The sequence below is a fragment of the Paraglaciecola sp. 25GB23A genome, assembly GCF_040012495.1.
In the GTDB taxonomy this organism is placed as follows: Bacteria; Pseudomonadota; Gammaproteobacteria; order Enterobacterales; family Alteromonadaceae; genus Paraglaciecola.
Genome location: NZ_JBDYKM010000001.1, coordinates 462,667 through 476,733, shown reverse-complemented (window position 1 = coordinate 476,733; position 14,067 = coordinate 462,667). Strand labels below are relative to the sequence as shown.

Sequence of the window (14,067 nt, the reverse complement as noted above, 5' to 3'; positions counted from 1 at the left end):
CCTTAATGAAAGACGAGTTCGACCTGCGTCGCACCCAGATACTGCTGTAAGTCATATAATAATTCATCTTCAGGGCTTATATACCACTGCGCGCCAAAGGCTAAATTTGCCTCTGCATCGGGGTGGCGATAGCGCACCAGCACCGGACAACTGCCACCTTGATAAGGCTTTAGTATAGTCTGCAGTTTAGCCAGACTTGCAGGATTGCACCAGCTTGATTCCAATTGTATTTGCACAGCCTTGGCATTTTTTTCACGGGCTTGCACAATATCCATGGCATCGCGGGCTTGCATTGTATTGCCCCCAGAGAATTCATCAAAGCTGACCTGTCCACTAATAACCAATATTTTGTCTGCCAACAGCATACTTTCGTATTGTTCATACATCTCAGGGAAAAAGCGAACATCAATCCGCGCACTTTTATCATCTAAGGTGACTAAAGCCCAACGTTTGCCTCGTTTATTAGTCATCACCCTAACACTCAGCACTAGGCCCACAGCATAGGATGTTTGGTCTTTATGGGTGGGTTTAAGGTCAACCAAGCGAGTTGGCGAATAGTGCTTTATTTCACCAAGATATTGGTTAATGGGGTGTCCGGTTAAATACAAACCCAAAGATTCTTTTTCGCCGTCTAACCAGACTTTTTCCGGCCATTTTGGTACATCAACAAAGGCTTGTTTAACTAATTCAGGCTCGGTGGTTAGTAAACCAAACATGTCTGACTGCCCATAGGATTCGGCTTTGGCGTGTTGATCAGCGGCTGCCAAGGCATTGGGCAAGGTGGCCATAATCGATGCACGATGAGGACCAAAGGTATCAAAGGCACCAGCGTAAACCAATTTTTCTAGTACACGTTTATTGATTTTTTTAACATCAACTTTGGCACAAAAGTCGAACAAATCTGAGAATTTTTGATGTTTTTCACGGGCGGCAATAATCGCCTCGATAGGACCGGCTCCCACCCCTTTGATGGCACCGATGCCATAGACAATACGACCCTGCTCATCGACGGTGAATTTGTATTCACCGGCATTAAGGTCAGGTGGTAATATTTCGATGCCCATGCGTTGACATTCATCAACCAAGGTAACTATTTTGTCGGTATTGTCCATATCAGCGGACATAACCGCCGCCATAAATTCAGCTGGATAATGGGTTTTAAGCCACAAGGTTTGATACGAAACCAGTGCATAAGCAGCAGAGTGAGATTTATTGAAACCATAACCGGCAAACTTTTCAACCAAATCGAATATTTTAATCGCCAAGTCGGGATCAATATTATTATCTTTGGCACCGGTCTCAAATGATTCACGCTGTTTGGCCATTTCATCAGCATTTTTCTTACCCATAGCCCGGCGTAATAAATCTGCACCGCCCAAACTATAACCCGACATAACTTGGGCAATCTGCATAACCTGTTCTTGGTATAAAATAATACCGTAGGTAGGCTCTAGGATTTCTTTCAAACATTCATGCTGATATTGCGCATCTGGATAAGAAATGGCTTCACGACCGTGTTTACGGTCGATAAAGTTATCTACCATGCCTGACTGCAAGGGTCCGGGGCGAAACAGGGCCACTAGAGCGATAATATCTTCAAAAGTATCAGGCCGCAGTCGTTTGATCAGCTCCTTCATACCGCGGGATTCTAATTGGAATACCGCCGTCGTTTCAGCATTTTGCAGTAATTTAAAACACTTGGCATCCACCAATGGAATAGCGGTTATATCAATTTTAACTCCGCGGCCACTGGCAATCATATCAATGGCCCACTGAATAATCGTCAGGGTGCGCAGACCCAAAAAGTCGAACTTAACAAGTCCGGCATATTCAACATCATTTTTGTCAAACTGGGTTACTGGGTTCTTGCCTTCATCATCACAATACAGGGGGGCGAAGTCGGTAATTTGGGTCGGGGCAATGACCACACCACCGGCATGTTTACCAGCATTACGTGTTACACCTTCCAGTATGCGGCACATATCGATGAGTTCTTTGACATCCTCATCTTCATTATATAACTCAGGTAAACGCGGCTCTTCAGCAAAGGCTTTTTCAAGGGTCATACCTGGAGTGGGCGGAATAAGCTTGGATATGCGATCATTAAAGCCGTAAGGATGGCCAAGTACTCGACCTACATCGCGCACTACCGCTTTAGCGGCCATGGTACCAAAAGTGATTATCTGTGATACCGCTTGGCGGCCATACAGTTCAGCAACGTGCTCAATCACCTCGTCCCGTCTGTCCATACAAAAATCGACGTCAAAGTCAGGCATGGATACCCGTTCGGGGTTAAGAAAACGTTCGAATAATAAATCAAATTGCAGGGGATCAAGGTCAGTAATTCCTTGAGCATAGGCCACCAGCGAACCGGCACCCGACCCACGACCGGGTCCCACAGGAATACCGTTATCTTTACTCCATTGAATAAATTCCATAACTATCAGGAAGTAACCGGGAAAACCCATCTGGTTAATCACTTCCATCTCTATGGTTAAACGTTCGTCATATTCTGGACGACGTTCGAGCCGCACTTGTTCATCTGGGAATAAAAAGGCAAGACGCTTTTCTAAACCTTCTCTAGACACTTTTACTAAATATTCTGAATCGGTTAAACCGCCAGTGGGGAATTGCGGTAAAAAGTATTCACCCAAAGTGATGGTGACATTGCAACGTTTAGCTATTTCTACGGTATTTTCAATGGCCTCGGGAATATCAGCAAACAATGCCACCATTTCTTCGCTGCTACGCAAATATTGTTGTTCACTGTAGAGTTTAGGACGCCTTGGATCATTAAGGGTAAAACCGTCATGAATTGCGACCCGAATTTCATGAGCAGCAAAGCCTTTTTCTTCAATAAAACACACTTCATTGGTCGCCACGACAGGTAAATCGTGTTTGGCGGCCCAAGCTACTGCGCGATGAATATAATCTTCTTCGCCCAGTCGTCCGGTGCGCGTTAACTCAAGATAAAAACGTTCGCTAAAATGGCGTTGATAAAATTGCGTGATGCGTTCTGCCGCTTCTACATTGCCTTTGGTAAGCGTCAGGCCTAAGTCACCTACACGCCCTCCCGATAATACAATCAGTCCTTCGGCATGTTCCACTAACCACTGCTGGTCTATCACGGCTTTGTCTTTTACTGAACCGCGTAAATACGCCTTGGAAATCAACAAAGTGACATTTTTGTATCCCGCATTATTCATGGCCAAGATAGTTAGTCGAAAGATACTGTCTTCTAACTCAGTGCTTTGTACCCAAAAATCGGCACCCACAATAGGTTTTATACCATTGTCGTGGGCGGCACTGTAAAATTTAACTAAGCCGCACATGTTCATCTGGTCGGTAATTGCGACCGCAGGCATGCCAAGTTTTTTGATGTTCGAGATTAATGGCTTAACTTTATTTAAGCCATCCATCATTGAATAGTCACTGTGCACTCTCAGATGCACAAAGTTTACCGGCGCTTGTGCCATTTAATTTCCTGCCAATTGGCCGTCACGTGCCGCTAAAGCAAGCTGCACTGGCTTAAAACTCATACGATGTAAGGACAAAGGTCCTAATTCATTCAATTTAGCTAAGTGTAAGGGTGTCGGGTAGCCTTTATGTTTGGCAAAACCGTATTCTGGATGCTGCTTATCAAGCGACAGCATTTCATGATCACGGGCCACTTTAGCAATGATTGAGGCGGCAGATATCTCTGCAATCAGCCCATCACCTTTGATAATCGCTTCACTAGAATAAGCCCACTTAGGACAACGATTACCGTCTACTAATACGTGATCAGGTTGCACAGACAGAGCTTGTACTGCTCGTGTCATCGCTAACAGAGTAGCTTGTAATATATTCAACTCATCAATTTCTTGTGGCGACGCGCGCCCGATAGCCCAACACAATGCGTCGCGACGAATAATCTGCGCTAAAGCTTCACGTTTTTTCTCAGATAGTTTTTTTGAATCAGCTAAACCTAAAATAGGTTTATTGGGATCAAGGATCACCGCTGCGGTTACTACATCACCAATCAAGGGGCCGCGACCCACTTCGTCCACTCCCGCAAGCAGCCTGATCACTTACTTGGCCTCAATTAACTGAAGTACCGCATCCGCAGCTTGTACATCAGCGTTTTTCTTTAAGGCGAGATGCAGCTCAGTAAATTTAGCGTTGAGCTGTTGTTGCACATTATCATCGCTCAACATCGGTAACAGTAACTCGCTAATGGTTTGAGCATTGACTTCTTCTTGCAATAATTCTGGTACTACTTTTTCGTCGGCTAGTACATTAGGCAGAGCGAAAAATTTGGCTTTATATAACCATTTCATCATCAGATGAGTAAGTTTATTCAATCGATAAGCTGCAACCATAGGGCGTTTGCATAACATGGCTTCTAACGTCGCGGTGCCTGATGCCAATAACACGGCATCCGCCGCGATCATCACTTGTCTGGCATGACCGATCACAATACGATAATCAACATACATTGCATGATTAGCAAAAAAACTTTCCACTTGAATTTTACGCTGACGATTTACCACAGGTATGAGTATTTTTAAGTCTGGTTTGGCCTGAGTAAGGATCTCGCAGCTTTGCATAAAGACCTCTAATAAGGCTTCAACTTCGCTTTGACGACTACCCGGCAGCACGGCTAGTACACAATCTTGCGGTTTTAAATTCAAAGCTTTGCGTGCCGCGTTTCTGTCAGGCTCCACTGCAATATCATCGGCCAAGGTATGGCCAACAAAAGCACAGGGAATAGCATGTTTGTCGTATACCGCTTTTTCAAAGGGAAAAATACTGAGTACTAGATTAGTTGCTTTGGCAATTTTGAATATGCGTTTTTCACGCCAAGCCCAGACAGTGGGACTAACATATTGCACGGTAAGTATGCCCTGACGTTTTAACTTAAGCTCTAAACCTAAATTAAAATCAGGCGCGTCAACACCAATAAATAAGTCGATAGGATTGGCTAAAAAGTAATTAAGTAAGGATTTTCGTACAAACAATAGACGGCGAATACGCGATAAAACTTCGACTAAGCCCATTACCGAGAGCTCTTCCATCTCAAATAAGGATTCGCAGCCCAAGGCCAGCATCTTTGGCCCACCGATGCCCACAAAGTGTGCATCTGGATGACGCAGTTTGATTTGTTTTATTAAACCAGCAGCGAGTATATCACCGGAGGATTCACCGGCTACTATGCCAATTCTAAGAGGTTTGTCGCGCATGAGTTAGCGTACAATACCTCGTACTGAATGTTCAACAAAGTCTGCCAAAGCCATAATTTCAGGTGTCTCTATCGCCATTTCTCGCAAGATGACAACAGCTTCGTCAGCCAAATTACCATTACGATAGAGTACTTTATAAGCGCGCTTAATTTGCATAATTGTTGCGGCAGAAAATCCGCGGCGTTTTAAGCCTTCAGTATTAATTCCACGCGGTACGCTGCCCTCACCGAGCATGACAAAATGCGGAACATCACGTAGTACAATGACCCCACCCCCGACAAAACTATGGGAGCCAATATGACAGAACTGATGAACAGCAGTCATGCCACCTAGTATCACCCAATCATCTACGGTTACATGGCCCGCTAACGTGCACAGTGTTGCTAGAATGCTGTTATCGCCAATCACACAATCATGGGCAATGTGCGCATTAGTCATAAACAAATTGTTATTACCAATGCGGGTGATGCCTTTATCTTGCACAGTGCCACGATGTACAGTGACACCTTCACGGAATACATTATTGTCACCAATAATCAATTCTGTTGGTTCACCTTTGTACTTTTTATCTTGGCAATCTTCACCAATAGAACCAAACTGATAGAAGTGATTACCACTGCCAATCGTGGTTTTTCCCTTTACCACAATATGCGATTCTAGCTTGGTATTATCGCCGATGGTCACATTTGCATCAACAATACAAAATGGGCCCACCGAGACATTGTTACCGAGTTCTGCTTCAGGATGAATAATAGCTGTTGAATGGATCACAATTACATTTTCCGCATTGCACACATAAAGTCGGCTTCGCAAACGCTTTTACCGTTGACGCTAGCAACACCTTGGAACATCCAGATGCCACGACGTTCTTTCTTCAATATGACATCCATATCCATTCTATCTCCTGGCACCACTGGTCGCTTAAAACGCGCCTTATCGATGCCAGCATACAAATACAAATCGTCTGAGTTACCTGAGGTTTTAAAACCCAAAATACCGGCAGCTTGTGCCAACGCTTCAAGAATTAGTACCCCCGGAAAAATGGGTTTCCCAGGAAAATGGCCAGTAAAACAAGGTTCATTAAAGGTGATGTTTTTATAGGCACTAATTGACTCATTCAGAGTGTAATTTGTGACACGGTCAACCAATAAAAATGGGTATCTATGTGGCAGAAGACTGAGTATTTCTTCTATCTCGATAGTTTGTAATTCGTTTGCCAAAAGGCGTCTCCTCACACTACAACAACCAAATAGTCAGACTATTTGGTTTGTAACTTTTCCAAAGTTTTGATGCGCTGATTGAGATTATCAATATTTTTCAGTGCAACCATGTTTTTGCGCCAATCTTTGTTGGGTGCCGCTGGCATTCCAGACGAATAAACCCCAGGCACAGAAATATTTTTAGTGATCATACTCATGCCTGTCATAAAGACACCGTCACATATATCAATGTGACCATTGATCCCGACTAAGCCTGCAATACTGCAGTTGCGGCCAATGTTAGTGCTTCCAGCAACCACTGAACACGCTGCCATTGCGGTATTTTCACCAATGACTACGTTGTGTGCTATTTGACATTGATTATCAATTATAACACCGTCGTGCAATATCGTATCATCTAGTGCACCGCGATCTATCGTGGTACTTGCACCAATTTCAACACGGTCACCAATCAAAACTCTCCCGAGTTGAGGTATTTTGAGCCATTGACCATTTTCATTGGCGTAACCGAAGCCATCACTGCCAATAACAGTGTTGGCTTGAAACAAACAATTTTTACCAATTACCACACGATGGTAGATAGTCACATTGGCCCATAACTTGGTATCAGCGCCAATAACGGTGTCTTGTCCTACAAAACAGCCTGCGCCAATTTCTACGTTATCGCCCAACTGCACACCCCGCTCAATGACCGCATTAGGGCCAATTTTAACGTTGTGCCCCAGAACGACGTCATCGGCTACGACCGCTCTTGACGAAATGTCATGGGCAGCCGCTGGCGTGGTATCTAACAACTGCGCTACTTTGGCAAAACCCACGTAGGGATTAGCCATCACTAAGGCAGTACGTTGACAGTGTGCTTGCTCATCAGCATTAACAATAACCGCTTGGGCAGATGTACTAGACAACTGACTACGATACTTGCTATTGGCCAAAAATGAAATCTGACCATCGCCGGCCTTCGCTAGAGTGGAGATTGAGTGAATTAGCGTATTTTCACTATCGCCTTCAGCCAAGTGCAATTGTGCACCGATGGCTGAAGCAATATCTTTTAAACTAATGGCATTAATCAAGTGAACCTTGCTTAAACCTTTGCGGGTTAATTAACTTTAGAAACTTGGTCTAGAACCAACTTAGAAATATCGTGATCAGGGCTGATGAAGGCCACGGCATTAGCATTTAAGATAACATCGTATTTTCCTTTGGCCGCTACAACATCGATACTTTGCTTAATCAAACCAAGTAGCTTGTTTTGCTCATCCTTCAAACGCTGCTGAATTTCTTGCTGTAAAGGCTGGGCCTTAACCGTATATTCTTCACGTAATGCAATGATTTTATCTTCTAATTCTTTTTTCTCTTTGGCACTCATTGTCGCCGCATCACGTTGGTTTTTTTCAAGATAATACTTAATATCTTTTTCTAAACGGCTGACTTCTTCGGTTTTGTCTTTAAATTCAGCGGCAATAGTTTGCTGGATAGTGGCTGCTTGTGGCATGGATTGAAAAATGCCTTGCACATTAACGGCGCCGATTTTTTGTTCTGCCATGGCAACTGTACTGGCCATAGCTGTAGTCAACAACGCACTGGCAATTAAACTCTTAGTAAACTTATTCAAAACACACTCCTACTTCTATCGATAACTGGCATTACTGCCAATGTAATTATTAAAATGTTTGACCAATGTTGAAAGAGAAGAACTTAATATCATCTCCTTCACGTTCTTTTAAAGCTCTAGAAAAACTAAAAACCATGGGTCCCATAGGGGATAACCATTGTACAGAGAGTCCGTAAGAAGATCTAAAAAGAGTTGGATCACTGTAATCAAGCAAATCATCGTTGTTAAAGCTTTTGTTGATGGTTAATTGTTTATATTTATTATAATCAAACTCAGTATCCCACACATTACCTACATCGAGGAAGATACTAGTACGAACCGAGTTATCAAAGTCAACATCTACAAATGGGGTCGGAACAATCAATTCCAAGCCACCTAATGCCATCGCGTTGCCGCCTAGAGAACGACTGGAAATGCTAATCGTATCGTTTTCTGGACCTGAATAAATCGGTACTCCATTTGGATCGGTTAATACTAAACTGGGTGAAACCTGAATACCACGAGGCCCGACGGTATTATTTTCAAATCCACGCAAGGAATCACTACCACCCGCAGTAAAGTGCTGAGTGAAAGGTAATATTTGATCGATACCATTGACTGAACCATAACCGTTACCGTAGCCCGCTTTAAAGCGTGCTAAGAAAGACCAACGTTGATTACGTGACAAAGGCCAATACCATTTTGTATCGACTTCCGTTTTAAAGTAATTCACGTCAGAATTTGGTGTGGTAATACTAAACGATGCTCGTTGTGACGAACCTGCAGTGGGAAATACACCTCGGTTAAGAGTTGTACGTAACCACGCTACTGAAGCCAAATAGCTGTCGTATTTAATCGCTGCATCAGGGTTATTGGGGTCAATAAATTGATTATTAAAGCGCGTAGTTTGGATATAAGGCGTGTTTTGAAATAATTCTACACTGCTATAAGTTAAGCCAAAGTTAATACGATTAAACTCATCAATTGGATAACCAATATTGCCACCTATAGAGTATTGCTTACTATTATATTGAATTAAGTTAGCTGAACTACCATCGAACTCACTATAAGCAATGGTGCCGCCCAAACTGATCCCATCGATGGTGAAATAAGGGTCGGTATAAGATATTTGCACGCTTTTCTGATAAGAAACGGTACTGACGTTAAATGCGATACGCTTACCTGTACCGAGGAAGTTATCTTGTTGAATACCGGCTTGTAAGCTCAGTTTGGTTCTATCACCATAACCAATACCCGCGTTAAATGAACCAGAAGCTTGTTCTTTCACGTCGAAATTCACATCAACTTTATCATCTTCACCAGGTAGACGAATGGTTTCAAAATCAACTTTTTCCATATAAGTCAGACGCGACAAACTGTTTTTGGAAGACTCCAGTGTGGCATTAGATAACCATGTACCTTCCATCTGTGTAACCGATTGGCGTAATACTTCATCAGAGGTACTGGCGTTTCCTTGAAAGTTAATACGACGCACATAGATACGTTTACCGGGATCGACGGACAAGACTAACTTGACGGTTTTATCTTCTTCATTGATATCAGGAATAGTGGTAACGGTAGGATAAGCATAACCATAGCGGCCTAAATACTTGCTGATAAATTCTTCTGTATAGGTGACTTCAGCTTGGTTATACAGCTCACCTTTGGTCAATGGTAAAACTAATTTGATATAGTCTTCGTGCCCAAGTAAATCACCTATGAGCTCTACATCAGAAATAGTGTATTGCTCACCTTCATCAACGTTTAGCGTAATGTAAATACCGCTTTTTTCAGGGGTCATTGATACTTGGGTTGAATCAATACTGAAACGTAAGTAGCCGCGATCTTTATAATAGCTGGTAATCGTTTCCATATCGCCGGAGAGCTTTTGCTTCTGATAGCGGGTTTCAGACATGAAATCCCACCACGGTGTGTCAAACTGCAGTTCAACTTGGTCTAACAACTCTTGATCAGCGAACTTTTGATTACCAACAATATTAATTTGTTGAATTTTTGCCGCATCGCCCTCTTCAAACAGTAATTTCACATCGACCCGATTACGTGGCAGCGGGGTAATAATAGCGGTAACATCCGCGTTATATTTACCAATGCTGTAATAAAAGTCTTTTAAACCATTTTCTATTGAGGTGAGCACTGTTTTATCTAAAGGCTCGCCAATTTTGATGTTGCTGCCATCTAAACTTTCCTGCAACTGCTCATCTTTAATATCATCATTACCATCATAAATAATACTACTGATCGTGGGGCGTTCTTTAACTCGCACCAATAAGGTATCACCATCACGTAGGATCTGGATGCTCTCAAAATGCGTGGAAGAATAAAGAGAACGGATCAGTTGGCTTACCCTGAAACCATTCATCTCATCACCAACCTTAACCGGCAGATAGGTCAATGCCGCACCTAAGGCAACTCTTTGTAGGCCCTCGACTTTAATATCTTGAACAACAAATTCACTTTTGGCAGCCGCATTAGCAAAGCTAGTAATGGAAAGAATCAATCCGGCAACAACTAACTGTTTAAACTTCATTTATTAATATTCTTCCTAAACGCACAACAATTTGCGCATGACCAAATCGGCCGATAAAAACTACAAACGCGTTATATCATTTACAATCGCGATGCTCATTAACAGCAGCAAAATAACGCCGCCGATTTTAAAACCTACTTCCTGCACAGACTCAGGCACAGGCCGACCGCTAACAAGCTCTATAAAATAATAGAGTAAGTGGCCACCATCAAGCACTGGTAGAGGTAATAGGTTGATAATTCCTAAATTGACACTAATTAGCGCTAAAAAGCCCAAAAAGTAGACTAATCCAGAACTCGCGCTCATTCCTGCGCCTTGAGCGATAGCAATAGGCCCGCTCAAATTTTTAACTGATATATCTCCTGTTATCAGTTTTCCTAACATCCCAACACTCACTGTCATTAAGCGCCAGGTTTTATCTAAGGCCTTAGCTACACCATCAACAACACCATATTGATAGTCGAACAACACCCCTTCTGGCCAAGCTTCTAAGGTTGGTAAGAAACCCATATAGCCTCGCGTAATGCCTTTATCAGTTTTTTCACCAATTAAACCATTCAACGCCAGTATCTGGCCATCGCGTTCAACCTTAATAACTATTGGCTGTTTGGGTCTTTCAGTAACATAACCCACTATTTGTTCCCAATTTTGCATAGTAGTTCCATCGAACTGCAGAATTTTATCGCCAACCTGTAAACCAATCTGTTCAGCAGCCGAATTTTTCACCACTTGCGCCAACACTAAAATGATATCAGGACGGTATACACTGAAGCCTAGACTACTAACTGCTGAAGTTTTGTCGGGGTCAAATTTCCATTCTTTAATATCTAGATTGGTGGTTTTTATAAACTGTTGGCCTTCTGGTTGCCAGGTTATAGCAATTGCGTCTTGGCCGATGTATGACATTAACTCGAGATTAACTTCTTCCCAGTTGCGAGTTTGTCGCTCACCTACGCCCGTGATGGTTGCATGACTTGTTATCGAGCTTTGGCTGACAATTGAGTCTGGCACTACTTCACCTAACATGGCCTTACTGGTCGGCACCCCGATTAAAAACATCACGTAGAGGGCAAAGACCGCAAAAATAAAATTAACTAATGGGCCAGCCGCAATAATCGCTATTTTCTTCCATACTACTTGCTGATTAAAGGCAAAAGGCAGATCAGTTGCAGATACTTCCTCTACTCGCTCGTCCAACATTTTTACATAACCGCCCAAGGGGATAGCTGCAATTACGTACTCGGTACCTAATTTATCAGTACGAGACCACAAGGTAGGGCCAAACCCGATAGAAAAGCGCAGTACTTTCACCCCACAACGACGGGCAACCCAAAAGTGTCCCCATTCATGCACAGCAACTAAAATACCTATTGCAACGATAAAAGCGATGATAGTTTGGAGAATATCAAGCATGACTGGCACTTATGCGTGACGAAGATTGATTCAGTTGTTCGATGGCCACTAGAGCTTGGCGGCGGGCTCGTTGGTCTAACTCAATAATACTGTTGATGTCGCTAACCTCTTGACTTGCGATGGCGTTTAAACAACTTTCATTTACTGTGGCAATTTGAGTAAACCTGATTTGGTCTTGTAAAAAAGCCTCCACGGCTATTTCGTTCGCCGCATTTAATACCGTGGTCGCGCTTTGTCCGGCGTTACTAGCATCAATAGCTAATTTTAAGTTAGGGTAACGCTGCACATCTGGCGCACAAAAACTAAAGTCAGCCAATTGCATGAAGTTGAGTGGTGCAACACCTGACTCAATACGCTGTGGATAAGCCAAGGCATGTGCAATTGGGGTGCGCATATCAGGATTCCCTAACTGCGCCAATACCGAACCATCACAATATTGTACCATTGAATGAATGATACTTTGCGGATGCAGGACCACCTCAATATCTTTACTTTGCAGACCAAACAACCAACGGGCTTCGATAAATTCTAGCCCCTTGTTCATCATTGTGGCTGAATCGACAGAAATTTTACGACCCATATCCCAGTTAGGATGCGCACAGGCTTGCTGTGGTGTCATGCTACTAAGCAGTTCCATTGGGGTTTTTAAAAAGGGTCCACCTGAGCCGGTCAATAATATTTTACTGATACCGCTAGCGGCTAAATTTCCATATTCAAAATCGACGGGTAAACATTGGAAAATCGCATTATGTTCACTATCAATAGGTAACAGTTGGGCTTTAGATTGATTTGCTGCATGAATGAATAAGTTACCCGACATCACTAAGGCTTCTTTATTCGCTAACAAAACTTTTTTACCTGCGTTTACTGCGGCCATCGTGGGCAGTAATCCAGCCGCACCGACAATAGCGGCCATAACAACGTCAACTTGACTAGCACAGGCCACCTGCTGCAACGCTTCTGGCCCACACAAGATCTCACACTGTAAACCATGTTGCTGTACTAGAGTTTTTGCTTGGACGTAATTCTCTTCACCTGCCAATACAATATATTGTGGTTGGCACAAAACGGCTTGCTCAATCAATAAATTGAGGTTTTTATGTGCAGACAGAGCAAATATTTGAAATTGTTCTGGGTGCCTGAGAACAACATCAAGGGTGCTTTGACCGATGGATCCCGTTGAGCCTAAAATACAAATTGATTGCATTAAGCCATCCACAGCACATAACAAAAAGCGAATACAGGAAATGCGGCGGTCAAGCTATCTATTCTATCCATAATGCCACCGTGTCCGGGCAATAATGTGCCACTGTCTTTAAGACCTGCACAACGTTTGAACATGCTTTCGTTCAGATCGCCCAGGGCTGAAACGCCTACGGTAAGCGCTCCGACCAAAATGTGTAACCAAATTCGTGAGGGTTCAACATGATAATGCAAGGCCGCAAATGCAATAATAGCCGAAGACGCAAAAATACCGCCCATCAGTCCTTCAATTGTTTTGCCTGGTGAAACGTTTGGACGCAGTTTATGTTTTCCAAATTTAACCCCAACAAAAAAGGCACCAATATCGGCCGCCCACACAATACCCAGTACATAAAAAATTAATGAAGCACCATAGAAAGGATCAACCTCATACAGGCTAGTACGCAATGACACAACGGCCACCCAAGTGGGGATCAAAGTCAACAAGCCGAAGATGGCCCGTAATATCTTACTTGTATGCCATACAGAGCTAAATTTAGGGTACAGGATGATCATCAATAACGAAATCGACCACCAAGCAGCAGCCACTGACAATATATACTGATATAGGCCGTTTAATTGCCCTTGATACCAAATCATGTGGATAGGTAATAGCCACGCTAAAACCAAACACGTAGCCACAATCACCGCAGCATAAGCAAATTTAGTGGCGGCACGAGTCATACCCGACATGCTGGACCATTCCCAAGCGCCGAGCCCTACGACCAAAGCAATCAATAATTCAAAGCCGATTAACGGCAAGAATAAAATTGCAAATAGCGCCATAGGCGCCAGAATTAAAGCGGTGATAATACGTTGTTTTAACAC

11 protein-coding genes are annotated in these 14,067 nt (G+C 43.1%); all 11 read right to left on the bottom strand.

Going from position 1 to position 14,067, the window contains the following annotated elements:
* Positions 1–2: 2 nt before the first annotated feature.
* Genes dnaE through ABKW31_RS01970 form a run of 11 tightly spaced genes read right to left on the bottom strand, consistent with a single transcriptional unit; the run spans position 3 to position 14,067 of the window.
* Entirely contained in the window at positions 3–3,476 is a 3,474-nt protein-coding gene (dnaE, locus tag ABKW31_RS02020; RefSeq protein WP_348614527.1) for a DNA polymerase III subunit alpha, read from the bottom strand.
* On the bottom strand, positions 3,477–4,070 hold the full coding sequence (gene rnhB / locus ABKW31_RS02015; RefSeq protein WP_348614526.1) for a ribonuclease HII: 594 nt from the start codon (positions 4,068–4,070) through the stop codon (positions 3,477–3,479). It lies immediately after the preceding gene.
* Positions 4,071–5,222 carry a lipid-A-disaccharide synthase gene (lpxB, locus tag ABKW31_RS02010; protein WP_348614525.1) on the bottom strand — a complete coding sequence of 384 codons (1,152 nt, stop codon included), beginning with the start codon at positions 5,220–5,222 and terminating at the stop codon, positions 4,071–4,073. It lies immediately after the preceding gene.
* A 3-nt stretch (positions 5,223–5,225) separates the two neighbouring features.
* Positions 5,226–5,993 carry an acyl-ACP--UDP-N-acetylglucosamine O-acyltransferase gene (gene lpxA, locus ABKW31_RS02005; protein WP_348614524.1) on the bottom strand — a complete coding sequence of 256 codons (768 nt, stop codon included), beginning with the start codon at positions 5,991–5,993 and terminating at the stop codon, positions 5,226–5,228.
* Positions 5,994–5,995: 2 nt separating this feature from the next.
* Complete coding sequence (gene fabZ / locus ABKW31_RS02000; protein ID WP_348614523.1) at positions 5,996–6,442, bottom strand: 3-hydroxyacyl-ACP dehydratase FabZ; 447 nt, start codon at positions 6,440–6,442, stop codon at positions 5,996–5,998.
* Positions 6,443–6,480: 38 nt separating this feature from the next.
* Complete coding sequence (gene lpxD / locus ABKW31_RS01995; RefSeq protein WP_348614521.1) at positions 6,481–7,515, bottom strand: UDP-3-O-(3-hydroxymyristoyl)glucosamine N-acyltransferase; 1,035 nt, start codon at positions 7,513–7,515, stop codon at positions 6,481–6,483.
* Positions 7,516–7,541: 26 nt separating this feature from the next.
* Positions 7,542–8,057: an OmpH family outer membrane protein gene (locus tag ABKW31_RS01990; protein ID WP_348614520.1), complete on the bottom strand. Its 516-nt coding sequence runs from the start codon at positions 8,055–8,057 to the stop codon at positions 7,542–7,544.
* Positions 8,058–8,106: 49 nt separating this feature from the next.
* Positions 8,107–10,584, bottom strand: coding sequence for an outer membrane protein assembly factor BamA (gene bamA, locus ABKW31_RS01985; protein ID WP_348614519.1), 2,478 nt, complete (start codon positions 10,582–10,584; stop codon positions 8,107–8,109).
* Between the two features lie 60 nt (positions 10,585–10,644).
* Entirely contained in the window at positions 10,645–11,997 is a 1,353-nt protein-coding gene (rseP, locus tag ABKW31_RS01980) for a sigma E protease regulator RseP (protein ID WP_348614518.1), read from the bottom strand.
* Positions 11,990–13,204, bottom strand: coding sequence for a 1-deoxy-D-xylulose-5-phosphate reductoisomerase (gene ispC / locus ABKW31_RS01975; RefSeq protein WP_348614517.1), 1,215 nt, complete (start codon positions 13,202–13,204; stop codon positions 11,990–11,992). The genes rseP and ispC overlap by 8 nt, the downstream gene beginning before the upstream one ends.
* Positions 13,204–14,067, bottom strand: coding sequence for a phosphatidate cytidylyltransferase (locus ABKW31_RS01970; RefSeq protein WP_348614516.1), 864 nt, complete (start codon positions 14,065–14,067; stop codon positions 13,204–13,206). The genes ispC and ABKW31_RS01970 overlap by 1 nt, the downstream gene beginning before the upstream one ends.

Coding starts and splice junctions, on each gene's coding strand:
- dnaE (WP_348614527.1), bottom strand. CDS start 3,476: ATGGCACAAGCGCCGGTAAACTTTGTGCATCTGAGAGTGCACAGTGAC.
- lpxB (WP_348614525.1), bottom strand. CDS start 5,222: ATGCGCGACAAACCTCTTAGAATTGGCATAGTAGCCGGTGAATCCTCC.
- bamA (WP_348614519.1), bottom strand. CDS start 10,584: ATGAAGTTTAAACAGTTAGTTGTTGCCGGATTGATTCTTTCCATTACT.
- rseP (WP_348614518.1), bottom strand. CDS start 11,997: ATGCTTGATATTCTCCAAACTATCATCGCTTTTATCGTTGCAATAGGT.
- ispC (WP_348614517.1), bottom strand. CDS start 13,204: ATGCAATCAATTTGTATTTTAGGCTCAACGGGATCCATCGGTCAAAGC.